We start from the raw sequence: 23,680 nt of genomic DNA, 5'->3' as shown, positions 1-23,680 counted from the left end.
GCATGATGAATGGCTAGAGCCTTGCATTTCGAACGCGCCAATTCTTCGGTAGTCAATTCGATCCCGCAACGTGATTTCCTCGGCACGTGGCTGCGACTTTATGCCCGCAGCCAAACCATCCCGCAGATCGATGAACTTGTCCCTGGCCGCATCCCGTTCGGGGACGCGCTTGAATTCGGCTAGCCGATGCAATTCAGAAGTGCCGATCCATCGGTGGTCAAGTCGATCACGCAGCGTGTCCTGCTGAACGCCTGGCTGCGCGCGCTGCGCCTGCCGGACGCGCTTCCGCTATTGTGCGACTTCCATACCGAGGGCAGCGCCGACGAGCGCGCCGACATGATGAGCTTTGACGTCGTCGGCAGTGCCGAGGCCGCGCGTTTCCTGATCACGCAGGAAGGCGCGAGGCTGACGACGGCCTATGGCAACGAGCATGTCGAGCCGCCGCTGCGCACCGACCGCTATCTCGACGATGCGATCGGACCCGAGCGCTACGCCGGGGTCGTCCTGTCATATCGTGCCTGCCTGGCGCGCAAGCGCCCGACCTATACGGTTGCGACGGTCGAGGACACCGACGGCAAGGACGTCTCCTATGAGCGGCTGCTGCTGCCGTTTGGACGTGGCGACACCGTCGAACACATCATCGGCTCGTACAAGACGACCAGCATCGAGGGCGGATTTCGGCTGCACAACCTGATGGGCGTCAAGGCGAAGGCCGTGCCTGTCGTCACCGTGCGGGCGGTGATCGACCGCAGGTTCGTCCCCTCAGATCGTCCGGCAAGCCAGGATTCGGTCGAGTTGATCTAGTTCTAGCACTACTTTGGCAGAATCTGTTTGCGCCGGTGTTTTTCAAGGATTTGTTTTCGGCAGTATGGACACCGTTGAGACGGTGGCCGAAGGATGAGATCGACGATGGCGTGACGCACGGCGGGCATGGTTGGCTGAGGCGGAGGCCCGTTGATTCTTTTTTTTCCGCCCCGCGTATGCGAGGCGGCGATGTTGCAGGAAGGCGTAGGCAATCATTGTCATCAGGGCGTGGCGATGAAGACCCTGCCATGATCGCCCTTCGAAGTGATCAAGTCCAAGCTCCTCCTTCAACTGCTGATGCGCCTGCTCACAAACCCATCTTGCCTTGATAGTGGCGGCCAGTGTGCGCAGATCCGTCGCCGCAGGGAGATTGGCGAGATAGTATTTCTTCTCCCCCGAGGCTCGTTGCTCGCCAATGAGCCAGGCCTCGTCGCCTGGGAGATGCTGCTGACCCTTGTCCCAAATCCGCTGCGGAGGGCCGTCGGCGGTGCGGACACGGAGAGCAGCAAATCGGGCTTTCAGCCGACCTTTCGTCCCGCTGCGCCAACTCACGGTTTTCCATTTGGCGCTGGCCAGCATGTGTTCTGCCGCAATCGATAAGATATCTGGTACGTGGTGCTTTCGTGGTTTCCCGCGGACTTTGGTAATCGGCCAAATGAGCTTCACATTGACCGGATACACCTTGAGATGCCGAGGGATGCCGACGGCCCAGGCCAGCCCGCGTGCCGTTAGCCCTTGTCGAAACGGCGCGCTGAGCCCGTATCCTGCATCCGCCAGCACACATCCAAAGCGCACGTTGGCTGCCATCGCGCGGTCAATCTCGGCCAAAGCAATTTCCGGCTTGGACCGTGCCGTTCGGTGTTCGACCGGCACGCGAGCGCGCTTTAGACGAGACAGGTCGCTCGTCCAACTGTCGGGTAGAAAAAGACGCAACGCGACCATCACCGGCACTTCACCTCGCGCAAGCGTCAAAGACACCAGCGTTTGGCAATTTGCCGTTTTGCCGAGAGCCGATGCATATTGAGCTGCAACACCAACCGAACGTTCACCCTTCTTCGGGATCGCGGTGTCATCAATAACCAGCACCGCATCGTTGCCGCCGACAAGCCGGTCGGCCTGGTTGAGCAACTCAGATTCCAGCGCTGACGCGTCCCAGACACCATCGGCAATGAAATGGTGCAGCTGATCGTAGTTGCCGGTTGCGAGGCGTTCTGCCATCGGCTGAATGCTCTTGCGATCGCCAGGACCGATCAATCCCGCAACGTACAGGGGACACATCCGCTGCCGCGTCTTATGACCCAACCGGTCCAAGAACGGCATCAGCCAGCGTTCGAGTTCGTCTTCCCATTCCGCCATGGTCAGCCCTCCAAGAGCCGACCACCCATGAATCATTGAAAAATTGATTCGGGAATCCTAATAAAAAGCCGAAATCCAACAATCTGCCAAAGTAGTGCTAGGACAGATACTCATAAGCCCCCGCCGACGTCCAGTTCGCCCCGACACCGACCGCCTTTGTACAACCGCAGCAAATGTCGGGATGGGCCAAAACTGGACATCAACAGGACAATGGCAAAGTCATGGTCGCTTGTCGGCGGCCATAGCCCGATGCACTTTTTCGCTTTGCGTTGATCGCGGCGCTTCAAACCCGATTCGCTGTCCCGGCCATAAAGCCAATAAACGATCCGGTGAAGAAAGAGGCACTAAGCATTATTAGACTGCCCGTCACGGAGAGAACAAGCTTGTCTTGAACAAAATGAAGTACGATCCACCCCAGCAGCATGCAAATTAGCCCGCAGCCTGCCGGCCACATCGCACGCCGCCGAACTGCGAGCCGCTGGGCCGGGCCAAGCAGCTCAGAGTTCCGTGATAGATTCCAGGATCGGCGAAACGATACCTCGAAACTCAAGGCTACCACGATCAGACAGGCAGTGAAGAAGTAACCAGACATTACCCTTGGTGCCAACCGTTACCATCTTGAAGGACACAGGCGAGACAATAGCGTGGATTGATTGCCTCGACCTTAAGGAGATAGCGAACAAACAGCTGTATCGGAGCACTATTCCAAACTCGTCAGCGAAGTCCGCTGTGGGTCACAAGGCGACATCCCTGCGGTCGAGGTCGCGTGTCCGCTTACCCCTCGAAAGCGGACGGTCCCGGATTTATGAGTAGACGCCCTACTAGTTCGCGCGGAACGCATCAGCCCTTCTTGCGCACCTTCGCCGGCACTTCCTTGGCATAGATATCCGGCTTGAAGCCGACCACGCGCTTCGGCCCGAGATCGAGCACCGGGCGCTTGATCATCGACGGCTGCTCCGCCATCAGCGCCAGCGCCTTGCGCTCGTTCAATCCTTCCTTGTCAGCATCCGGCAGCTTCTTGAAGGTCGTGCCGGCGCGGTTGAGCAGCGTCTCCCAGCCGACCTCGTCGCTCCACTGCTTGAGCTTGTCCTTGGCGATCCCGGCGGTCTTGTAGTCGTGGAAGTCGTAGGCGACGCCGTGATCGTCGAGCCAGCTGCGCGCCTTCTTCATGGTGTCGCAGTTCTTGATGCCGTAGATGGTGATGGTCAAGGCCGTTCCCCGCATGCGATTGCAGCGGGGAAACTAGCCCCGCTGCCATCGCAGCGCCAGATCGGACCGCGCCGCTCTCCACACCGATATTGCCGGTGCTCAGTGCGCGTAGCGCGTGAAGACGAAATCGTGATCGCTGGCGTGCGCCTCGTGGCAGGCGAAACAGGTCTCGTGCTGCGTGGCGTCGACCGGCTTGCCGTCGATGAAGCGGCCAAAACCCCAGCCTCCGGTCGCGGCATATCTGGCGGCGTCCTTGACCATGACCTGGACCGTGGTCGCCGGCCCCGTGATGAAGGCGCCATCGAGGCCTGCAACCGGCTTGCGCTTCCAGGCCAGCTTGACCAGCACGGTGCCGTCGGGGAAACGCGCGGCGCCATCCTGATAGGCCTTCACGGCGGTCGCGTTGCCGAGCACGCTGCGAAGCTCGTTCAGCCCGGTCTCCTCGCCGACCGCGATCAGCTTCCAGTCGCGATAGCCGTCGGGAATTGTCACGCCGAAGATCGGCGACGCCAGTGCCGCATCATCGGCATGCCCGACGGCAAACGGCAATGACGCGCTGATGCAGGCTGCCGCGATCGCGGCAGCTGCCCATTTCACAACCTGATTCATGATTCCGTTGTCCGCTTGCGGCTCAGATCTTGCTGACGTCGATGATGGCCTGGACGAAGGCCTGCGGCGCTTCCTGCGGCAGATTGTGGCCGATACCGCCGGTCAGGAGCCGATGCTCATAGTGGCCGGAGAACTTCTTGGCATAGGCGGCAGGCTCGGGATGCGGCGCGCCGTTGGCATCGCCCTCCATCGTGATGGTCGGGATCGCGATGACAGGCGCCTGGGCGAGCGTCTTCTCGAACGCGTCGTACTTCGCCTCGCCCTCGGCGAGACCAAGCCGCCAGCGGTAATTGTGGATCACGATATCGACGTGATCAGGATTCTCGAAGGCCGCCGCGCTGCGGTCGTAGGTGGCGTCATCGAACTTCCATTGCGGCGACGCCAGCTGCCAGATCAGCTTGTTAAAATCGTGCCGGTTCTTGGCATAGCCCTCGCGGCCGCGCTCGGTCGCGAAATAGAACTGGTACCACCATTGCAGCTCGGCCTTCGGCGGCAGCGGCATCTTGCCGGCCGCCTGGCTGCCGATCAGATAGCCGCTCACCGACACCATCGCCTTGCAGCGCTCGGGCCAGAGCACCGCCATGATGTTGGCGGTGCGCGCGCCCCAATCATAGCCGCCGAGCACAGCCTTCTCGATCTTCAAAGCATCCATCAGCGCGATGATGTCGGCTGAGACCGCGACCGGCTGGCCGCTGCGCATGGTGTCGCTGGAGAGGAAGCGCGTCGTGCCGTAGCCGCGCAGATGCGGCACGATCACGCGGTAGCCGGCCTCGGCCAGCGCCGGCGCGACGTCGGCATAGCTGTGGATGTCGTAGGGCCAGCCGTGCAGCAGGATCACTGCGGGACCGGACGCAGGACCCATCTCGACATAACCGGTATCAAGCACGCCGGCATTGATCTGCTTGACGGGACCGATCGAGGTGTGGGCGCCAGCCTTGATCGCAGGCAGCGCCGGCTTGGACTGCGCGCTGGCCGATCCGAGGAAGCCGAGCCTGGAGGCGGCAAGGATCCCGCCGGCGACGCCAAGGAAGCGGCGGCGTTGCTGATTGATGGACTGCGACATGGCGATCTCCTGCATCTAGTGTCGGGATGGAATATTGCAGAGACCGCCCCCGTCCGCTTTCAGAGGACTTGGATTTGTCCTTCAGACCGTCGTGATTTTGGCTCCGGGCGGCCTGTGCTAGGTTCCGCCACCGATTCAGCCGCCGGCCGCCGGACCATCGAATTTGACTTACCATTTCAACGACTTGACCCTCGACTCCGAACGCCGTGAGCTGCGCCGTGGCGATGCTCTGGTGGCCGTCGAGCCGCAGGTCTTCGACCTCATCGAGTTCCTGATCCGCGCCCGCGATCGGGTGGTCAGCCGCGACGAGGTGCTGGCCGCGGTCTGGCACGGCCGGATCGTCTCGGAAGCGACGCTGAGCAGCCGGATCAACGCCGCGCGGACGGCGATCGGCGACAATGGCGAGGAGCAGCGGCTGATCCGCACCCTGCCCCGCAAGGGTCTCCGCTTTGTCGGCGATGTCAGGGAGGACACCGCGCCCGATCGTCCGGTTGCAGACAATGCCAGCCCGCCGCGGCCGAGCGAGGGCCCGTCGATCGCTGTGCTGCCCTTCACCAATATGAGCGGCGATCCCGAACAGGATTATTTCGCCGACGGGATCGCCGAGGACATCACCACCGCGCTCGCGCGTTGCAGCCACCTCACCGTGATCGCGCGCAACTCCGCCTTCACCTACAAGGGCAAGGCGGTCGACATCCGCCAGGTCGGACGCGATCTCGGCGTCGGATATGTGCTCGAGGGCAGCGTCCGCCGCGGCGGCGATCGGCTACGGATCACCGGGCAGCTGATCGACGCCGTCTCCGGCGCGCATCTGTGGGCCGACCGGTTCGATGGCGCCGCGACTGATGTGTTCGACCTGCAGGACCGCATCACCGAGAACGTAGTCGGCGCGATCGAGCCGACCCTGCTCGTTGCGGAAGCCGAGCGGGTGCGGGCAGCGCCGCCCGACAGGCTCGACGCCTACGACCTGCTGCTGCGCGCCTATAGCCTGCGTTACGAGTTCACGCCCGAGAGCATGGAAGCTGCACTCGATTGCCTCGACCAGGCGCAGGCGCTCGACCCCACCTACGCGCCCGCGCTGGCAGCCTCGGCCTATTGTCACGCGATGCGCCATGTCCAGGGCTGGCTGAAGCCGAACGACGCCTATCGCGAACGCGCAGTCGCGCAGGCCTGGCGCGCGGTCGAGCTTGCGCCCGGTGACCCGCAGGTGTTGTGGATGGCGGCGTTCGCGATCTGGAACATGGCCGACGAGATCGAGCCCGCGCGCGACCTGTTCGAGCGTTCGCTGGCGATCAATCCGAACTCGGCGATGGCGCTGGTGCTCGGCGGCTGGATCGAGGCGATGCGCGGTAATCAGAAAGCCGGCCGCGCCATGATCGAGCGTGCGCAACGGCTGAACCCGCGCGACCCGCGCGGCTGGTTCGCCGCCGCGGCGCTGGCGATCTGCGCGGTGCTCGACCAGAATTTCACTGAGGCGGTGATGTGGGCCGACAAGGCGCTGGCGCAGAACCGCCGCTTCGCGGTGGCGCTGCGCGTCCTGATCGTGGCGCTGGTCAAGACCGGCGACAACGCGCGTGCGACCCAGATCGCGCGCGAGCTGCTCAAGATCGACCCGGAGTTCACGATCTCCGGCTTCCTGTCGCGGATCCCGTTTCCGGTGGAATCGATGTCCGCGACCTATCGCGAGACGCTGAAGGCGGCCGGCGTCCCGGACTGATGCCGCTCGGAGGACGCGACGACCATTCACCCGTGGTACGCCGCGGCTTGCTTGGCAACATCGGCGTGATGGCAGTCCATTCCTCATCGGAGAGTTCATAGCGCTCGCGCGCGACCAGAACAATTCAGTCTTCCGAGCGCAGAGCCGCTTCGATGCGCTGGATCAGCCGCTCCCGCAGCGAAGGCACCGCGTTGCCGAGAACGGCGAAGGTGCGGACGATGGGCAAATACGGCTCCATTGCCGCCGTTAGGTCCGCGAGAGACATGCCGGCCAGCCGAGCATATTCGGATTGCGCCGCCGCATTGGTCGCGCGCGGCCGCTCCGGATTGTCGGCGACTTCCGGACCGAGCTCGGACAGGATCACGCGCAAGAACCCAAGCTCGAGGACGGCGGGCCCGCACATCGCGCTGACCCAGTCGACCAGCTTTGGGCCTTCCGCTGTCATGATCACGTTACCGGGGCTCAGGTCGGTATGGCAAAGCCCGTCGCCCGGCGGCAAGCGATCGATCAGCGCGAGGATTTCAGCGGCGATGTGCTTCGGGAGCGTGCCGTCGTCGTGCCGCAACTGCGCCTCCATATACTCGCGCATGGAGAGGACCTCCGGCGGCAGGGGCGTCTTGTGAATGGACATGGCAAGAGCCGCGATGATCGCGCCGGCCTGTTCGAACGTCACCGCGCCGGTTCGGGTTAGCTGCAGCAGGGTCGGTCCGTCGAGGCGCTGCAGCACGATGCCGAAGCGCCCGTCCAGGGTCACCTCGCCGAACACCTCCGGCACCGGAGCGCCGACGGCGTGGACGGCGCGGATCATGTGCACCTCGAACCAGGGCATCCGCCGCGGCAAGCCGGGCTTGAACAGTTTGACGACTTGCCCCGGCGCCCAGGCGTAGGCTTCGGAGTAGGCGCCTTCACCGATCTTTTCCCCCAGCGATCCCTGCATCTTTAGCCCCCGTGTTGCTGTGACCCTCACCCTATGGGCACTCGTCATAGGCGGTGCGAAGCGACGCCGTTCTTCGAACGGCTATGGCCGGGCATGCCGCCTTCGCTGAAGCTTCGGCGGCGAGCGCGTATGTTGGCCCGGCGTAGCCTTGGCGTAGACGGGATGACCGAGAGTAATCACCCCGCCGAGCGCAGGGCCGCCTCGACGCGCTGGATCAGCCGCTCCCGCATGTCAGGCATGGCTCCGCCGAGCAGGAGGAAGACGCGGACGATCGGCAAATAGGGCTGCATCGCCGCCGTTAGCGCCGCAGGGGCTATGCCGGCCAGCCGCGCATACTCCGCCTGCAGAACCGAATTGACCGCGGCCCGCTCCGGATCGTCGGCGGGTTCCGGGTCAAGCTCGGCAATCAGGACATGGCACTGTGCAATCTCGTAGGCGGCGGGCGCACGAGCCGCACCGAGCCAGTCGATCAGTCTCGGACCCTGCGCCGTCATAATCACGTTGCCGGGGTGAAGATCGGAATGGCACAGCACGTCGTCGGGCGCGAGGTGCTCGATCAGCGCGAGGACGCCGGTGGTGATGCGCTCCGGAAGCATGCTGCCGCCGAACCGCAATCTGGCGTCCATCGCCTCGCGCAGCGAGAGTGCGTCCGGCGGCGGTCGCGTCTTGTGAACGGCAAGGCAGAGCGTCGCGAGGATTGCGCCCGCTTGTTCACGCGTGATGGCGCCGGTGCGCGTAGCCTGCGTCAGGGTCGGCCCATCGAACCGCGGCATCACGATGCCAAAGCGGCCGTCCAGGGTGACTTCGCCGAGCACCTCCGGCGCTGGGCCGCCGGCGGCGAAGACCGCGCGGGTCATTTGCGCCTCGTGCTGGACGACCCACTGCGGGATACCTGGCCTGGACAACTTGACGACCTGACCGGGCGCCCAGGCGTGGACATCAGCGAAGACGCCTTGGCCGATCTTCTCTCCCAGCGATCCCCGCATGCCTGTTCTCCGCCGTGCAGAGGAAACACCGGCGGCGAGCAAAAAGGAACCCCTCCCGTCGCGGGACCGCCGGACACGATGATCGCGGTTCAACCTGCAGAGACCTTCGTCCACTCCGCTAAATGGTGCCAAGTCCGGTTGTGGCCCTTCGGCGATCTCGGGAGATGTCCGCTTTTCCGCCGCTGTTGGGGGTAAGCGGACATCAGGCCCCAGTTGCTTAATGAGTATACGGCCCAGCCAGGCAGCAGACTCGTAAGGGCGGAGCCACAGCCGGATTGAAGCGAGCACTACAATCCCGGTGACCTCGCCGCCCAAGCCTTGGTGGCCTTGCAGCTTTCCATCGCTCGGACATAGGCAGGGCGCGCCGTCGTGCGGGCGAGATAGTCCCGCTCGGCAGGACCGGGGACGTAGTTGCCGGTTCGCATGCCGAGCAGGAGAGCATAGCTCACCGAGATATCGGCAGCCGTGAATCGGTCGCCGGCGAGATAGGGGCAATCCGCGAGGCGGCGGATAACCAACCCCAGCCGGCTCTCGAAGGTCTCGAGAGCCCAGCAAGTGACCCGGGCATCTCGCTCGGCTTCGGGCGCCAGTTGGCGACCGACAATGACGGCGTTCATCGGCCCGGCGAGCCCGGCCTCGCCCAAGTGGAGAAATTGCAGATAGGAAGCGAAGGCGGGATCGTCCGGGGCGACGGCAAGCGAACCTGAGCCGTGGCGGACGAGCAGGTACTCAAGAATCGCGATCGATTCGACCATGATCGTCTCGCCGTCCTGCAATGCGGGAATGAAGCCGGCGGGGTTGATCGCGAGGAAATCGCGATCAACCCCGCCGGCTGCGAGCAGATCGACCGGGCGCAGCCGATAAGCCAATCCCAATTCCTCGAGCAGCCAGACAACACGGAAGCCACGACCTTCGCCATAGACGGTGAGCATAGTTAAGCATTCCTGGATTGGGTGGTTTACTAACTCGCAGAGGCAAGCCGCCGCGCAACGGACGATCGATGGCGCATCATGCATTCAAGGCTTGGCGCATAGTCAGTCATCCTACCGTGCGCACGATTCCGACTTTATGGGTTCACGACCCAGGCTGCGGCCGCGAACAAGGCGCGTTCCCTCTCCCGCCCGCGACGTGGAAGCGTCAGTTGCAAAAGCCCGCAAATGCCATATGCGACAGCCTTGGGACGAAGGGACACTTGTGCAATTTCGGAATATTAGAAGAATACCCCTGAGTTGCCCGACGTGTCAAGTTGCCTGGTCGAACGCCGGCCACCGCCGGCTCCTTTGCATGGGGTTGTTTTCGATATTTTGGCAGCGTCCCCTGCGACGGCCCCATCACTTCACATTGCTCTAGCCGGAGCCGCCCGGCTCCAGCGCCTCGCCGAGCTCGAGCGGATGCGCCATCGTCTCGTGCAGCGCCTGCTTGTCGAGCTCGCCTTCCGACAGGCTGATCACGACGCAGGCGACGCCGTTGCCGATCAGGTTGGTGAGCGCGCGGCACTCGCTCATGAACTTGTCGATGCCGACCAGGATCGCGATCGACTGGATCGGAATGTCGGGCACGATCGACAGCGTCGCGGCCAGCGTGATGAAGCCCGCGCCGGTGACGCCGGAAGCGCCCTTCGAGGTGATCATGGCAATGCCCAGAATGCCGAGCTCCTGCCAGATCGTCAGGTGCGTGTTGGTGGCCTGCGCCAGGAACAGCGTCGCCAGCGTCATGTAGATGTTGGTGCCGTCGAGATTGAAGCTGTAGCCGGTCGGCACCACGAGGCCGACCACCGAGCGCGAGGCGCCGAGATGCTCCATCTTCTGGATCATCTGCGGCAGCACCGTCTCCGACGACGACGTGCCGAGCACGATCAGGAGCTCGTCCTTGATGTAGGCGATGAAGCGGATGATCGAGAAGCCGGCGAGCCGTGCGATGGCGCCCAGCACGATCAGCACGAACAGGATGCTGGTGAGATAGAAGGTCGCGATCAGCGCCGCCAGATTCAACAGCGAGCCGAGGCCGTAGGCACCGACCGTGAAGGCCATCGCGCCGAATGCGCCGAGCGGCGCGACGCGGACGATGATCCGGATGATGCCGAAGAACATCTTGGCGGCCGTGTCGATCGCGGACGCAATCGGCTCGCCGACCTTGCCCATGAGAGCGATGGCGAAGCCCGAGAGGATCGAGATCAGCAGCACCTGCAACAGGTCGCCGCGCGCGACCGCGCCGAGATAGCTGTCCGGAATGATCGCCATCAGATGGGCGACGATGCCCTGCTCTTTGGCCTGCGTGACGTAGTTGGAGACCGATTTCGGATCGATCGTGGAGGGATCGATGTTGAAGCCGTGGCCGGGCTGCAGCAGCTCGCCGACCAGAAGACCGACCGCGAGAGCCACCGTCGACACCGCCTCGAAATAGATCAGCGTCTTCAACCCGACCCGGCCGACGCGCTTGAGATCGCCCATCGAGGAGATGCCGTGCACCACGGTGCAGAAGATGACCGGCGCGATCATCATCTTGATCAGGGCGATGAAGCCGTCGCCCAGCGGCTTCAATTCCTTGCCGAGATTCGGATAGAAATACCCGATCAGGACACCTGCCACGATCGCGATCAGCACCTGGACGTAGAGGATCTTGTACCAGGGCTGATGATGGGGACGGGCAACGGGCTTGATCGCGGCTGTGGTCATGAGGTGCCCCGGCTGGGATGAACTCAACTGGTGATGCCATCTTGGCGGAGCCGCGCGCAAGCGACAATGCCCATTCGCGCGGTCGCGAGCGCACACGAATCTGTCATAGACTGCGGCCGGCTCGCATCGGGAGGCTGGGAATGGAATTCACTGTATTGTTTCTCGCGATCACCATCGCCATGCTGGTGGCCTGGCGTGGCCCACGCCCCGTCGCGATCGGCCTGTTCGCGGTGATCCTGATCGCCTGCGCCGCTACCTTGCTGCACCACGCCACCGACCGTCTCACCTTGTCGTTCTGAGGCCAGCCATGAACGACAGGCAGGCCGTCACCCTCAATGCCGTCGCGCTCTTTGGGCTGGCGCTGGTGCTGGCCGCCGCCTTTGCCGCGCAGCTGCTGCTTCACGAGCTGCCCTGCCCGCTCTGTCTGTTGCAGCGCATCCTGTTCGCCCTGCTGGCGATCGGGCCGATCCTCAATATCCGCTTCGGGCCACGGCCGAGTCATTATGCGTTGTCGCTGCTGACGGCCGTCCTCGGCACCACGGTCTCGACCCGGCAGGTGCTGCTGCACATCCTCCCCGGCGATGCCGGTTACGGTTCGGCGCTGCTCGGCTATCACTATTATACGTGGGCGCTGATCGGCTTCACCGCCGCGATCGTGCTGCTCGCGGCGATGCTGCTGTTCGACCGCCAGTTCGAGCACCGCGCGGCGCCGGGCAGTTCGCCCGACAGGTTCGCGCAAGGTGCGGTGTGGCTTGTGGTCGGGCTGACGGCGCTGAATGTGCTCTCCACCCTGCTCGAGTGTGGCTTTGCCGCCTGTGCCGACAATCCCGTCGTCTACGAGCTGCTGACGTCGGCGCGTTAGGGACGCTTCGGAATATTCAATCCGCGCTCCACCGCCGGCCGCTTGAGACCGCGCTCCAGCCAGGCCGCGACCTGCGTGAACTGGTCGAACTCGACGAGTTCGCGCGCGCCGTAGAAGCCGATCAGGTTGCGCACCCAGCCGAGCATCGAGATGTCGGCGATGCTGTATTCATCGTCCATGAACCACTGCCGTCCGGCGAGATGCGTCTCCATCACGCCGAACAGGCGCTTGGACTCGGCGACGTAGCGCTGCAGCGGCCGCTTGTCCTCGTAATCCTTGCCGGCGAATTTATGGAAGAACCCGACCTGGCCGAACATCGGCCCGATGCCGCCCATCTGGAAATGCACCCACTGGATGGCCTGATAGCGGCGCGCCGTGTCCGCCGGCAGCAGCTTGCCGGTCTTGTCGGCGAGATATTGCAGGATGGCGCCGGATTCGAACAATGGCAGCGGCTTGCCGCCTGGGCCGTTGGGATCAAGGATCGCCGGGATCTTGCCGTTCGGGTTCAGCGACAGGAACTCCGGCGTCTTCTGGTCATCCCTGTTGAAGTCGACGAGATGGACCTCGTAGGGCAACCCGATTTCCTCGAGCATGATCGAGACCTTCACGCCGTTCGGCGTCGGCAGCGAATAGAGCTGCAGGCGGTCCGGATGCTGAGCAGGCCAGCGTTTTGTGATGGGAAAGGCAGACAGGTCGGTCATGTCGACATTCTTTGCAGGGTTGTTGCTTTGCATGGTTGTTGTTGGATGGCTAATGTACGGAGCTCAGTGAAAGCCGCAAGGTCTGCAACCGGCCATGAACGATCAACAGACAGGCGCAACAACAGGCGCAACGCTCGGCCTCTCCGACGACGAACTCGCAACGCACCCGACCGTGTTCGCGGCCGATGCGCTCGCCGGTCAGGTGATCGTGGTGTCCGGCGGCGCCGGCGGCATCGGCCGCGCCATCGCATGGCTGTTCGCCCGGCTCGGCGCGCATGTCGTGGTCGCCGGCCGCAATGCCGACAGGCTCGACGCACTGGTCGATCGTCTCGGCCATCGCGGGCTCAAGGCGTCCGCGCATGTCGCCGACATCAAGGATCCCGACGCGGTCAATGCGATGTTCGATGCGCTGTGGACCGAGCACGGCCGTGTCGATCATCTCGTCAACAGCGCCGGCGGCCAGTTCCCGCAACCCGCGATCGACGTCTCCATCAAGGGCTGGAATGCGGTCATCAACACCAACCTCAACGGCACCTGGTACATGATGCAGGCCGCGGCGCAGCGCTGGCGCGACCGCAAGCATCCCGGCAGCATCGTCAATATCGTCGTGGTCACGACTCACGGCCTCTACGGCATTGCGCACTCGATCGCGGCACGCTCCGGTGTGATCGGCCTGTCGCGCGCGCTCGCGGTCGAATGGGCGCCGCTGAACATCCGCATCAACTGCATCGCGCCCGGCGCAATCGAGACCGAGGGCTGGAATGTCTACAGCGAAGCGGCGCGCGCCGCCTATCCGCGCTCCAATCCGATGATGCGCCCGGGCACGCCCTGGGACATTGCGGAGGCAGCCGTCTACCTCGCCGCGCCCTCCGGCAAGTTCATCACCGGCGAGACGCTGACCGTCGACGGCGGCGGCCAGCATTGGGGCGAGACGTGGACGACCGGCAAGCCCGACTATTTCCGAGGCAACGAATAGCGCACGCATGCCGGTCGCCCGACGCGCTTCCGTCACTTGCCGTCGTCGAAGCTGACGATGACGGCGGCGTTCGCGATCAGGATCGGGTCGTTGCCGAGATCGGACGGAATCTCGAGCCCGCCCGCGATCGCCTTCACGGTCTTGGTGCCATAGGGCAATTCCTTCGCGACCGCTGCGGTATCGACATCTTCGGGATTCGGCACGGCGATCGTGACGTCGACGAACATGTCGTTGGCGGTCTTGCCGAGCATGCGGAAGAAGCCGAGGCTGGAATGGCGGATGGCATCCGACACGGCCCGCTTGGCGGCCTTGGTGGCGTCGCGGCCGTGAACGTCGACGCCCATGCCCATTTCGGTGATACAGCGCACGCGTGTCATCAAGGTTCCTGTTGTCGTTGGCGTGAGAGACCTTCACTCCTTCGGCTCCTGCGCGCGCGGCGTCAAGCCGGGTCCCTCGCCTCGCTTACGCGCTTGTGATCGCCGCGCGCCAGCATCCACGCCGCGAGACCGGCAAGGATCGCCGCGGCCACCACCATGGCGCAGGCCGCGCCCCAGCCCCATGCCGAGACCACAGCGCCGACCGCGATTGGACCGGTGACCTGGCCGAAATTGCTGCCCGTCATCAACAGGCCCATCATGACCGGCACCATCGCCGCCGATCCCGCCGCGGCGGGTGCGGTTGCAAGCAACGTCGCCGGGATCAGGCCGCCGATCGCGGAGAACAGCAGGCACAGCCAGAATGCCCCCCACCCGCCGAGCGCCGGCAGGAAGATTCCGAACGCGGACGCGCCCATCACGAATGCCGCCACGGCGATCAGCAGATTGCGGCTGACGCCGCGCGCAAGCAGATGACCGGCGGCGAGATTGCCGACGACGTTGCCGGCCGCGGCCAACGCACTGAGCGCGCCGGCGCCTTGGCTGGACACGCCGAGCCGCTCGGACAACAGGATCGGCAGGAAGCTGAACAACGCAAAGAACATCAGGCTGTAGAGCGCAAACAGCACCATCAGAAGCGCCGGGGTGCGGCGCCGCGCCAGCGCGATGGCTTCCTGCATCAAACCGCTCCGCGCCGCGCCGGTCCGCGATGCCACTTCAGGCGCGATGAGGCTCGCAAGGATGAACAGCACGGCGACAAAGGCAGCACCGGCCCACCAGATCGTGCGCCAGCCATCGAAGATCGGGCCGGCGACCAGCGCCAGCGCGATCCCGAACGGCATCACGCAGCTCCACACCGCCATGGTGACGTCGCGTGCGCTGACATCGACGACACGATCGAGCAATGCAGGAGCCGCGACCATCACCAGCAGGAAGCCGAGCCCCTCCAGCAGGCGCGATGCCAATAGCACCGCGAGTTGTGGCGCGAGCGCGCCCGAGGCCGCCCCCAGCGTGATGGCCGCGAGCCCGCACAGCAGCACCCTGCGCGCGCCAACCGCGGCAATCACCACGCCCGCCGGGACGCTGCCGACAAGCCCCAGGACCGCAAAGATGCCGGCGATCGTTCCGACCGCGGCAAGGTCGATGCCGAGGCTCTGTTGCAGCATCGAGGCGGCAATCGGAACCTTGCCGACCTGCAGCGCCGCGCCGATACCGCAACCGATCACGATGGCGACCGTCGCCCATCGCTTCGCCTCGCTCTGCTGCATCACGGCCGTCTCGATCGTCATGTGCGTCCACTCCGCCACCCGCTCGGACCACAGAGATAGCGTTTCCCGACCATCGACAGGAGTGATATGTTTTGCATCCGATTGATCGAATTCATAGATCATGCTCGATAACCTCACACTCGATCAGATCCGCACCTTTGTCGCCATCGCCGAGAGCGGCAGCTTTCGCGCCGCCGCGGCCAAGCTGGCGCGGGTGCAATCCGCGGTCAGCCATGCCATCGCCAACCTCGAGGCCGAACTCGGCCTCACGCTGTTCGACCGCTCCAGCCATCGCCCGGCGCTGACGGCCGAGGGCAAGGCACTGCTGGCCAACGCGCGCGACCTGCTGCTCCGTGTCGATGCGATGCGGGCTCGGGCGCGCGGCCTGGGCGACGGGGTGGAATCGGAACTCTCGCTCGTCGTCGATACGCTGTTTCCGATCGCCGCCGTCGGCGCGGCGCTGACGGAAATGCGGGCGGCCTATCCGTCCGTCAGCGTGCGGCTCGCGGTCGAACCGATGGGCGGTCCGATCACCGGCTTGACCGAACGGCGTAGCGCGCTCGCGGTCACGGTCGGCGAGGATTTTCGCGATCCCCGCCTCGCGCTCGATGCGATCTGCGCGGTGCAGATCGTCGCCGTCGCCTCCGCAAGCCATCCGCTCGCGCGCCGCGGCCGCAAGAGCGTGGCGGATCTCGCCGATCATCTGCAGATCGTGCTGTCGGATCCGACCCCGCTGTCGGAGGGCCGCAGCTTCGGCGTGCTCTCGCCGCAGATTTGCAGAGTGAGCAATCAGGACACCAAGCACGCCATGATCCTGGCCGGGCTCGGCTGGGGCCGGCTGCCGCTCTGGCAGGTGGCGCGCGACCTGAAGGAGCGCCGCCTTGTACGGGTCGAAACCGGCGCGTTCGGCCGCAACGCCGCGCTTGCGATGGAGGCCTATCTCGCCCACCGGCTCGATGAACCGCTGGGACCTGCGGCACGTGCATTTGCCGATGCGCTGACGCGGATCGCTGCGGGCACGCATACGCCGAAGATCGGGGCAAAGACGTCGAAGAAACACTGATCTCAGCTATCGCCCGCCCCGCTCAATGGCGGCCGTCCGCAAGCGCCTCAGTCCTCGATCTCGCCGCTGCGGATCGCGAGCCGGATGGCTTGCGCGGTCGTGGCGACGCCGAGCCGAAGCCGCGCACGCCGCAAATGGTTCTCGACCGTGCGTTCCGACAGGCCGAGCGATGCCGCGATGTCGGCCTGGCGCCGTCCGGCGGAGATCCAGCGCAGCACCTCGCGCTCGCGCGGCGACAGGCTCGACGCACCGTTCGGCTCGTGCGCTTCCATCAGCCCGCGAGCGGCGCGGAAGGCGGCGGCGCCGATCATCGTCAGCGCCGCACGGGTCCGCGGCGACGCATCGATCCGCGTCCCGGCGAAGCTCATCGCGCCCTCAAGGCCGGTGCGCCCGAACACCGGAACCTGCAGTCCATGGAAACCGGGCCCGCGCGGCGTGCGCACCACACGGTACTTCTCGCCGCGCGCCGACATCACCTTGGTCCAGAAAAACGCCTCGTCCACATTGAGGAAATTGCGCGTCACCGGGCAATGCCGGACATAGGTTTCGGCATCGACGGTCACGCCTGTGCCGAACCAGTCGCCTTCGACCCAGTAGATCCGGTCAACCAAGTCCTCACGTGCCGGCGACGCCGAGAACATCACGAACCGGTCGTAGCCGAGCGGCACACTCGCAGACCGCACCGCCGCCTGGATCGCGGCCAAGCTCTCGCTACCCTCGATCGCAACCACGGCTTCGATGTAGCGGTCCATGCGGTGCCATCGTATCTTGCGGAAGACCGGTCACGCGCGGCCCAGCGCGTTGAGGATTTTCCCTCAAGCGAGGTCGGCCTGCAAGGCGCGCGACATTGGCCCGCCGCCGGCGGCGCGGCGAGGTTCGCGCCGCCCGGAGGTTGAGCCGCCGACCGCTCAGCGCCCGCCGAGCGTATCGAGCAGAGCCTTTGCGGCCGCCTTGCCGACATTGTTGGCGGCGAAGGGGCTGTCACCGGTGATCAGCTTGCGATCCTGATGGGCCTTGCCGGTGATGTCCTTGTTCAGGATCTCGACGCCGAGCGCCTGCAACTGTTCGCCGAAGGCCCAGGTCAGCGCACCCGGCATGTAGCCGATATCGGGCGTCGTCCGATCGATGGCGTCGGGAAATGCACAGATCTTGTAGCCCTTGAAGGGATAGTTACCCTTGGCTTCGCCGACCGCCGACGCCAGCAGCGCCGCCGGGCCATGACAGAGCGAGATGATGTGCTTGTCGTTGTCGAGCGCCCATTTCAGCGCGGCCTTCACGTCGGTGCTTTCGGGCAAGCCGATCAGCGCACCATGGCCGCCGGGAATGAACACCGCGATATAGTCGGAATCCTTGCCGAGCTTTTTTTCGATCACGTCGGAGAGCTTCAGCGGCTGCTTCAGCCTGCCGAGATATTTCTGGTAGATGCTCTGGACCGCGTCGTCCTCCTTCGGAAACGCCCAGAGCTCGAATTTGACCGGATTGCCCGACACGGTCGCGATGTCGAATTCGAAGCCCGCCTTGTCGAGGTGATACATCGGCAACAAGGTCTCGACGGGATGGTTGCCGGTCGAGAACATCGTTCCGTTCTGCAACAGCAGATAGCGCTCGTCCGCGGCAATCATCAGAATTTTCCAGCGGCCACCCCTGTAAGCGTTGGGATAGTCCGCGCCGGAGAGATCCGACCTGGCCGAGGTGAATTGCCCAAGCGAGTAAGGCGACGGAAAGAAAGCGTTGTTCTCCGTCGGATCGGCGACTGGACGCTTGTCCTGGGATTGCTCGGACATCGAGATATCCTCTCTCATCGTGTTGCGATCCGGCAAAGGTAAGCACGAGATCGGCGATGAGGAATGAGGGATTTCCCTCAACCCACTTTGCCGCGCATCCCTATCCCTGTTTCTGCAACACCGTGATGTGCAGGCGGCGGCGGATCTCCATGCCCTGGCGGCGATAGAGCGCGATCGCCGAGACGTTGCTGGTGAAGACGTGCAGGAATGGAATTTCGCCGCGCGCCACGATCTGGCGGGCAACCGCCGACAGCAGCGCCTGCGCGTAGCCGCGGCCGCGATGCTCTGGATGCACGCAGACGGCGGTCATCTCGGTGTAGTTCCCCGGCTTCATCCGCTCGCCGGTCATCGCGACCAGCTCGCCATTGACGCGGATGCCGAAAAAGTTGCCGAGCTCATGCGTCCGCGCACTGAACGGTCCGGGCTTTGTCAGCTCGGTCAACGTCATCATCGCAGGAACATCGGCAGCGCCGAGCGTGACGATCTCGACGCCGGGCACAGAATGGTCAGCTGGCGTGCCGATCATCTGCTCGCCGGTCTCGGCCAGCAGCACCTTGAACTGCGGCGGCACCGGGACAGGATCGGGCGTGAACAGCACCGCGATCTCAGGTCCCGACAGCAGCGCTCCGAGCGCGGCAAAGCTCTTTGGCGACATGTCGACCATGTCGGCGAAGGGTGCGATCGCGAGCGGAAAGCGGCGCGCGTCAGCGCCGCCTTCCGCCAGATCGCGTTGTCTTGTGGTCAGTGCGCTCCAGATTGGGCGATCGAGCGGATGAGTCGGCGGGGCTTCGGACATGCGGCGCTTCGCTCCTGATTTTTTTGGAGCAGAGCAAGAAGTGCAAGCAAAATCCAGCATGGCGTGAGTCGTTGCGGCTCACAATCACGCCAGCCAGATCTCTTCCGTGTGTGCTGCGCCGGATCCGCGCTTACGCCACCTTCAGGCAGAGCTCGGTGCCACCCTTGAGCGGCAGCGTGATCGACACGAAGCCATTGTTGGGATCGCGCACGAACTCCAGGAAATCCGCCTCGGCATTGTCGTTCATGACGTAGCCGCCAACGCGCAGCTGCGGCGCGACGATCTCGATCATTTGGCGCGCCAGCGTCGGCCCCTTGTCGCCCGGCCAGCCGTCGATCAGGATGAAATCGACGGGACCGCCGAGATCGCGCAGGGTCTTGCGCGCATCGCCCTCGCGGATGTCGGCGTAATCGGCAAGGCCGGCCTCCGCGAGATTGCGCTTCGCCGCTGCGACCTTGGCCGGCACGATCTCCGATCCGATCACGGTGCCGCCGCCATTGTCGCGCATCGCGGCGGCGAAATAGAGCGTCGACATTCCGACCGAGGTCGCGAACTCGGCGACGCGCCGGGCGTGCAGGCCGCGGCACAACAGATAGATCAGCTCGCCCTGCTCCGGGTGGATCGAGAATCCCTGCTCGGCATAGTCGTGCGGGTCGCGGCTGCCGCTCTGCATCTGGTTGCCGCGCACCGGCGCCCGGCGGGTGGCCTGCAGGCGCTCGATGACGGCGGTGACGCGGAATCACGGATCGCGCTGTGCGGTTCGGCGTTGTACATGAAGGGTCTCCGTTGCTGCGACTGCGTCATTGCTGCAGGATTTCGGCGGCAGCGCGGTCCAGGATTTTCGCGATGCGCCGGGCCTCGGCGGCATCGCAGCCGCGCTTCTGGCGCAGCGCGCTCTTCAGCGCGTGACGGGCGCGGTGCACGTCGTCGGACGCTTCGCCATCGAGATCGCTCACGCCGGCGAAGGCCTCGCGCACCTCCTCCATGCGGCGGCCGATCCGCGACAGCGCCTCGAGAATGGTGTCCGCGGTCGTGCGGTTCTCGCCGAGATACGCCCTGCCCTGCTCGGTGATGCTGTAGAGCTTGCGCGCCGCGTCCTGGGTGACGCTGGCATGGCCGATCTCCTCGAGGAATGTCAGCGCCGGATAGATCACGCCCGGGCTCGGGCTGTAGAAACCGTCCGACCGCTCTTCGATCCGCTTGATCAGCTCGTAGCCGTGTGCCGGCTGCTCGCCGAGCAGCGCGAGGATGACCAGTTGCAGATCCTGCGACGAAAGCCGCCGCGATCCCGGAAAGTCACCGCCACCACGTCGCCCGAAGAAGCCATGGCCGCCGCGACCAAAGCGGTGGCCGCCTCGGCCGTGCCGGCCCATGGCGAAGAACCCAAACCGGAAGCCGTCATCGTCCCGGTCGCGAAATATCGATCGTCTCATTTATACGTTTATACGTTCCTTACTGAAAACATATCTTACGATATATCTACAGATGGAACGACGGCAACCCACGTTTTCGTGAGACGTCGGGGACGAAGCGGCGGCTGGTGCTGGCCGAGGGCTGGCCGGGCTCAGTCTGGGGCTTGCCGACCTTCATGCGGCTGGCCTATGGCTTTGAACGCCTTCCAGCCCTGCGACTCATGCGCCCCAAGACCTTCGAAGCCCATTGTCTGCGCCTGCCCGCCGCCACCAAGGTGGTGCAATGGGAAGGCACGTCGGTGTTCAAGGTCGGCGGCAAGATGTTCGCGCTGGCCGGCGGCTACATCGAGAGCACAGGCGGCTTCATGTTCAAGACCTCGAACATGGCCTATCAGCTGCTGATCGAGCAGAGCCTGGCGCGGCCCGCGCCGTATCTGGCGCGCGCCACATGGGTGCAACTGGTGAGGAACGACGCCCTGCCCGATGCGGAGCTCAAGGCCTATCTCGATCAGGCGCATGCGCTGATCGCCGGAAAGCTGACGCGGAAATCGCGCAAGGCGCTCGGGCTCGATTGATCGGCCAAGCTGCGACGCTATTCAGCCACCCAGCGGCTTGTCGGAATCGCCCGACAGCAATTTCGGGAACAGCTCCTTGAAGGCGAACTTGTCGTCGCCCTTGGCGCGGTCGAAGCGCAGCACGACGTCGAACCGGCTGCCCTCCCATTTGGTCGGCGGGGTGCCCTTGCTGACCGGGATCAGCGGAAGGATATCGGAGATGATCGCCTTGTGCTCCCAGCACAGCAGCACGACGCCATTCAGTGCCAGCAGCGCCTTGATCAGAGCTGGTTCATGACCTTTGCCGAAATCTTCGTTGGGCGTCGCGCCAAGACGCGCCGCCAGCGCCGAGATCGTCTCGGCAGGACGGCTGCTCGGGCCCCGGTTGGGCGTGTTGCCGGGAGTTGCGGCATAGATCGCGTCAGGCTTGGCATAATCGCCCTTGGCGAAGTCGGTGCCAAACAATGCAGCCCAAGCGCCGGCGCGCTGCCAGCCGCGGAGGACAAGCGACTCGGTATCGGACACACCGTCCGCGGTGAATCCGGGCCCCGGCCAGCCATCATCAGGCTTTTCGGCGTGACGGATGATGAAGAGCGTGAGCGCGTCCATGGCGGCCTCGCGGGAGAATATGTGTGGCGGGAAACGGCGGCGCCGTCGATCCTATCCCCGATGAAGCGTCCGCGTCATGAACGGCGTCACAGTTTGCGAAAACTCGCGCGGTACTGCGCGGGCGACACGCCAAGCCGCTCGCTGAACACGATCCGCATCCGGTCGGCCGAGCCGAAGCCGCAGTCGAAAGCAACCGCCTTCAGCGGCCGGTCCGAGCCCTCGAGCAGCCGGCGCGCGGCGTCGACCCGCGCCCGCTCGACGAATTCGTGCGGCGTGATGCCGGTCTCCTGCGCAAAGGCGCGGCCGAAATTGCGCACGCTCATGCCGACGGCCTCCGCCAGCGACAGCAGCGTGTGGCGCTCGCCGACATGCTGCATCACATGCGCCTGCGCGCGCGCAATCGGCGAATCCTCATCGACCGGCGCGGTGAGATAGGGACTGAATTGGGACTGCCCGCCCTGGCGCTGCGCCACCACGACCAGCCGCTTGGCCACCGCGACCGCAACCTGCGGCCCGTGCCGCTCGGCGACCAGCGCGAGCCCGAGATCGATCCCCGCGGTCACGCCGGCCGAGGTCATCAGCTTGCCGTCGCGAATGTAGATGCGGTCGAAGATCACCTCGGCCGCCGGAAAGCGCGCCGCCAGCCGCTGCGCATTCTGCCAATGCGTCGTCACCTTGTGGCCGTCGAGCAGCCCGGCATGGCCGAGCGCGAAGGCGCCGGTGCAGATCGAACCATAGAGCTCGGCGCGCGCGGGCGCCCCGCGCAGCCACTGTGTCAGTTCGGGATCCGGCGCGGCGTCGGGCAATGCCGGCCCGCCCGCCACGAGCAGGATATCGAACTTCTCCTGTGCCTCGGCGAAGCTGAGGTCGGCCGATATCTTCATGCCGTTCGACGCGCGCAGCGGTTCGCAGCCGGCGCCGACCAGCACGGTCTCATAGCCATCGCCCGCCGGCACAAAGCCGTTCGTCTCCGCGAACACGTCGACGGGACCCGCGACATCGAGCGCCTGAACCCCTTCGTGAATCGCGATCGCGACCCTCTGAACCGCCATGCCTTCTCCCTGCCCGCTGGCGCGAAACGACGGCTGGTTGGCCCGATCCGGCGGCGCGCGATCGTTGCGGGATCGGGTCAAAACGGGCGACAAACACGCCACGGATCGCGCCATCCAGCGATCCGCACACACCGCAAAGACAAGCGCCGGGCTCGCGTGTTCGCACGCCACGGCATCGTCTTGCCATATCGAGGAGCGTCTTGAAATGACCGAGATCATCGCCGGCATCCGCGTACCCGACAGCGCGATGGCCCGCGCCGCCACCCAGCTGGTGCGCGATACCGAGGACGACCTGCTCTACAATCACAGCCGCCGCGTGTTCTTCTGGGGCGCGCTGACCGGCAACCGCCGCAAGCTGAAATTCGATCCCGAGCTGCTCTATATCGGCGCCATGTTTCACGACATGGGCCTCACCGCCGATCACGCGAGCCCCGATCTGCGCTTCGAGGTCGACGGCGCCAACGCCGCGCGCGACTTCCTCAAGGGCTATGGCGTTCCGGAGCGCGACATCGAGGACGTTTGGACCTCAATCGCCCTGCACACCACGCCCGGTATCCCGGAGCATATGCGTCCAACCATTGCGCTGGTCACCGCCGGCGTCGAGATGGACGTGCTCGGCATCGCCTATGACGATTTCTCGCACGAGCACCGCGACCATGTCTGCGCGCACCATCCGCGCGAGGCGAACTTCAAGGAGAACATCATCGATCATTTCGCCGCCGGCACCATCAAGAAGCCGCTGACGACCTTCGGCAACGTCAAGGCCGACGTGCTGGCGCTGAAGGACTTGAACTACACCAGGATGAACTTCTGCTCGATCATCCTCGGCTCGAAATGGCCGACATGACGCGGCCAGTTCGGCAAAAGCCGTCA

The 23,680-nt window shown here is 64.7% G+C and carries 27 protein-coding genes and 1 pseudogene; 9 read left to right on the top strand and 19 right to left on the bottom strand.

Annotated features, from left to right (window positions below; all coding sequences use genetic code 11):
• The first annotated feature begins 21 nt into the window (after positions 1 to 21).
• Both ACE10X_RS19465 and ACE10X_RS19460 read left to right on the top strand, forming a co-directional pair.
• On the top strand, positions 22 to 183 hold the full coding sequence (locus ACE10X_RS19465; RefSeq protein ID WP_157787906.1) for a hypothetical protein: 162 nt from the start codon (positions 22 to 24) through the stop codon (positions 181 to 183).
• Positions 184 to 186: 3 nt separating this feature from the next.
• Positions 187 to 804: a hypothetical protein gene (locus ACE10X_RS19460; RefSeq protein ID WP_038383661.1), complete on the top strand. Its 618-nt coding sequence runs from the start codon at positions 187 to 189 to the stop codon at positions 802 to 804.
• A 42-nt stretch (positions 805 to 846) separates the two neighbouring features.
• Here the strand turns inward: ACE10X_RS19460 and ACE10X_RS19455 are convergent, their stop codons facing one another.
• The 4 genes from ACE10X_RS19455 to ACE10X_RS19440 all read right to left on the bottom strand — a co-directional run bounded on the left by ACE10X_RS19455 (position 847) and on the right by ACE10X_RS19440 (position 5,041).
• On the bottom strand, positions 847 to 2,196 hold the full coding sequence (locus ACE10X_RS19455) for an IS701 family transposase (RefSeq protein WP_304556539.1): 1,350 nt from the start codon (positions 2,194 to 2,196) through the stop codon (positions 847 to 849).
• Positions 2,197 to 3,000: 804 nt separating this feature from the next.
• Complete coding sequence (locus ACE10X_RS19450; RefSeq protein ID WP_085970555.1) at positions 3,001 to 3,369, bottom strand: ArsC family reductase; 369 nt, start codon at positions 3,367 to 3,369, stop codon at positions 3,001 to 3,003.
• A gap of 99 nt (positions 3,370 to 3,468) precedes the next feature.
• Positions 3,469 to 3,978, bottom strand: a complete 510-nt coding sequence (locus tag ACE10X_RS19445; protein ID WP_038383658.1) for a cytochrome P460 family protein — start codon at positions 3,976 to 3,978, stop codon at positions 3,469 to 3,471.
• 22 nt (positions 3,979 to 4,000) lie between these two features.
• The gene (locus ACE10X_RS19440) at positions 4,001 to 5,041 is read right to left on the bottom strand and encodes an alpha/beta fold hydrolase (protein WP_375764462.1); all 1,041 of its coding nucleotides are present in this window, start codon (positions 5,039 to 5,041) and stop codon (positions 4,001 to 4,003) included.
• Positions 5,042 to 5,204: 163 nt separating this feature from the next.
• Between ACE10X_RS19440 and ACE10X_RS19435 the strand changes: the two genes are divergently transcribed.
• Positions 5,205 to 6,758 carry a winged helix-turn-helix domain-containing protein gene (locus tag ACE10X_RS19435; RefSeq protein WP_038383657.1) on the top strand — a complete coding sequence of 518 codons (1,554 nt, stop codon included), beginning with the start codon at positions 5,205 to 5,207 and terminating at the stop codon, positions 6,756 to 6,758.
• Positions 6,759 to 6,767: 9 nt separating this feature from the next.
• Here ACE10X_RS19435 and ACE10X_RS19430 read toward each other — a convergent pair.
• From ACE10X_RS19430 to ACE10X_RS19410, 5 genes and pseudogenes are all read right to left on the bottom strand, one after another.
• Positions 6,768 to 6,876: pseudogene (locus ACE10X_RS19430) on the bottom strand (IS5/IS1182 family transposase); the annotation flags it as partial.
• Between the two features lie 6 nt (positions 6,877 to 6,882).
• Positions 6,883 to 7,695 carry an aminoglycoside phosphotransferase family protein gene (locus ACE10X_RS19425; RefSeq protein ID WP_038383656.1) on the bottom strand — a complete coding sequence of 271 codons (813 nt, stop codon included), beginning with the start codon at positions 7,693 to 7,695 and terminating at the stop codon, positions 6,883 to 6,885.
• A gap of 176 nt (positions 7,696 to 7,871) precedes the next feature.
• Complete coding sequence (locus tag ACE10X_RS19420) at positions 7,872 to 8,681, bottom strand: aminoglycoside phosphotransferase family protein (RefSeq protein WP_038383655.1); 810 nt, start codon at positions 8,679 to 8,681, stop codon at positions 7,872 to 7,874.
• Positions 8,682 to 8,968: 287 nt separating this feature from the next.
• A complete protein-coding gene (locus ACE10X_RS19415; RefSeq protein ID WP_038383654.1) occupies positions 8,969 to 9,613 on the bottom strand; it encodes a glutathione S-transferase family protein in 645 nt (214 codons plus the stop codon).
• A gap of 414 nt (positions 9,614 to 10,027) precedes the next feature.
• Entirely contained in the window at positions 10,028 to 11,356 is a 1,329-nt protein-coding gene (locus ACE10X_RS19410; RefSeq protein ID WP_028344753.1) for a dicarboxylate/amino acid:cation symporter, read from the bottom strand.
• Between the two features lie 140 nt (positions 11,357 to 11,496).
• Here ACE10X_RS19410 and ACE10X_RS19405 point away from each other — a divergent pair, with 140 nt between their 5' ends.
• Together ACE10X_RS19405 and ACE10X_RS19400 are read left to right on the top strand one after the other, a co-directional pair.
• Entirely contained in the window at positions 11,497 to 11,655 is a 159-nt protein-coding gene (locus tag ACE10X_RS19405; RefSeq protein ID WP_162832412.1) for a DUF5993 family protein, read from the top strand.
• Between the two features lie 8 nt (positions 11,656 to 11,663).
• Complete coding sequence (locus tag ACE10X_RS19400) at positions 11,664 to 12,218, top strand: disulfide bond formation protein B (RefSeq protein WP_038383653.1); 555 nt, start codon at positions 11,664 to 11,666, stop codon at positions 12,216 to 12,218.
• Here ACE10X_RS19400 and ACE10X_RS19395 read toward each other — a convergent pair.
• Complete coding sequence (locus tag ACE10X_RS19395; RefSeq protein WP_038383669.1) at positions 12,215 to 12,919, bottom strand: glutathione S-transferase family protein; 705 nt, start codon at positions 12,917 to 12,919, stop codon at positions 12,215 to 12,217. The genes ACE10X_RS19400 and ACE10X_RS19395 overlap by 4 nt on opposite strands.
• Before the next feature lie 94 nt (positions 12,920 to 13,013).
• On the opposite strand from ACE10X_RS19395, the gene ACE10X_RS19390 reads away from it, so the two are divergent.
• On the top strand, positions 13,014 to 13,895 hold the full coding sequence (locus ACE10X_RS19390; protein WP_038383652.1) for an SDR family oxidoreductase: 882 nt from the start codon (positions 13,014 to 13,016) through the stop codon (positions 13,893 to 13,895).
• 32 nt (positions 13,896 to 13,927) lie between these two features.
• On the opposite strand, the gene ACE10X_RS19385 is transcribed toward ACE10X_RS19390, so the two are convergent.
• Both ACE10X_RS19385 and ACE10X_RS19380 read right to left on the bottom strand, forming a co-directional pair.
• Entirely contained in the window at positions 13,928 to 14,272 is a 345-nt protein-coding gene (locus tag ACE10X_RS19385; protein WP_026192671.1) for a Lin0512 family protein, read from the bottom strand.
• Positions 14,273 to 14,334: 62 nt separating this feature from the next.
• Positions 14,335 to 15,558, bottom strand: coding sequence for a CynX/NimT family MFS transporter (locus tag ACE10X_RS19380; protein ID WP_304555650.1), 1,224 nt, complete (start codon positions 15,556 to 15,558; stop codon positions 14,335 to 14,337).
• 100 nt (positions 15,559 to 15,658) lie between these two features.
• Here ACE10X_RS19380 and ACE10X_RS19375 point away from each other — a divergent pair, with 100 nt between their 5' ends.
• Positions 15,659 to 16,600 (top strand): LysR family transcriptional regulator, encoded by a 942-nt coding sequence (locus ACE10X_RS19375; RefSeq protein WP_304555652.1) that lies wholly within the window; start codon positions 15,659 to 15,661, stop codon positions 16,598 to 16,600.
• Between the two features lie 47 nt (positions 16,601 to 16,647).
• On the opposite strand, the gene ACE10X_RS19370 is transcribed toward ACE10X_RS19375, so the two are convergent.
• From ACE10X_RS19370 to ACE10X_RS19350, 5 genes are all read right to left on the bottom strand, one after another.
• Positions 16,648 to 17,352 (bottom strand): PA1136 family autoinducer-binding transcriptional regulator, encoded by a 705-nt coding sequence (locus tag ACE10X_RS19370; protein WP_304555654.1) that lies wholly within the window; start codon positions 17,350 to 17,352, stop codon positions 16,648 to 16,650.
• Between the two features lie 156 nt (positions 17,353 to 17,508).
• Positions 17,509 to 18,384 (bottom strand): glyoxalase III HchA, encoded by an 876-nt coding sequence (gene hchA, locus ACE10X_RS19365; RefSeq protein WP_038383647.1) that lies wholly within the window; start codon positions 18,382 to 18,384, stop codon positions 17,509 to 17,511.
• 100 nt (positions 18,385 to 18,484) lie between these two features.
• Positions 18,485 to 19,180: a GNAT family N-acetyltransferase gene (locus ACE10X_RS19360; RefSeq protein ID WP_038383643.1), complete on the bottom strand. Its 696-nt coding sequence runs from the start codon at positions 19,178 to 19,180 to the stop codon at positions 18,485 to 18,487.
• Between the two features lie 130 nt (positions 19,181 to 19,310).
• Complete coding sequence (locus ACE10X_RS19355; RefSeq protein WP_100213597.1) at positions 19,311 to 19,853, bottom strand: O-methyltransferase; 543 nt, start codon at positions 19,851 to 19,853, stop codon at positions 19,311 to 19,313.
• A 127-nt stretch (positions 19,854 to 19,980) separates the two neighbouring features.
• The gene (locus ACE10X_RS19350) at positions 19,981 to 20,613 is read right to left on the bottom strand and encodes a PadR family transcriptional regulator (RefSeq protein WP_038383642.1); all 633 of its coding nucleotides are present in this window, start codon (positions 20,611 to 20,613) and stop codon (positions 19,981 to 19,983) included.
• Positions 20,614 to 20,813: 200 nt separating this feature from the next.
• Between ACE10X_RS19350 and ACE10X_RS19345 the strand changes: the two genes are divergently transcribed.
• Entirely contained in the window at positions 20,814 to 21,167 is a 354-nt protein-coding gene (locus tag ACE10X_RS19345; protein WP_038383646.1) for an MmcQ/YjbR family DNA-binding protein, read from the top strand.
• Positions 21,168 to 21,188: 21 nt separating this feature from the next.
• Here ACE10X_RS19345 and ACE10X_RS19340 read toward each other — a convergent pair whose 3' ends face one another.
• On the bottom strand, positions 21,189 to 21,755 hold the full coding sequence (locus tag ACE10X_RS19340) for a hypothetical protein (RefSeq protein ID WP_038383641.1): 567 nt from the start codon (positions 21,753 to 21,755) through the stop codon (positions 21,189 to 21,191).
• A gap of 86 nt (positions 21,756 to 21,841) precedes the next feature.
• Positions 21,842 to 22,807: a GlxA family transcriptional regulator gene (locus ACE10X_RS19335; RefSeq protein WP_038383645.1), complete on the bottom strand. Its 966-nt coding sequence runs from the start codon at positions 22,805 to 22,807 to the stop codon at positions 21,842 to 21,844.
• A gap of 205 nt (positions 22,808 to 23,012) precedes the next feature.
• Between ACE10X_RS19335 and ACE10X_RS19330 the strand changes: the two genes are divergently transcribed.
• Positions 23,013 to 23,654 carry an HD domain-containing protein gene (locus tag ACE10X_RS19330; protein ID WP_038383640.1) on the top strand — a complete coding sequence of 214 codons (642 nt, stop codon included), beginning with the start codon at positions 23,013 to 23,015 and terminating at the stop codon, positions 23,652 to 23,654.
• The last annotated feature ends 26 nt before the right edge of the window (positions 23,655 to 23,680 follow it).

The sequence above is a fragment of the Bradyrhizobium sp. Pha-3 genome (genome assembly GCF_042258325.1).
GTDB lineage: Bacteria > Pseudomonadota > Alphaproteobacteria > Rhizobiales > Xanthobacteraceae > Bradyrhizobium > Bradyrhizobium elkanii.
Note: the sequence above shows the minus strand (reverse complement) of the source record. Positions and strands in the feature narration are given on the sequence as shown.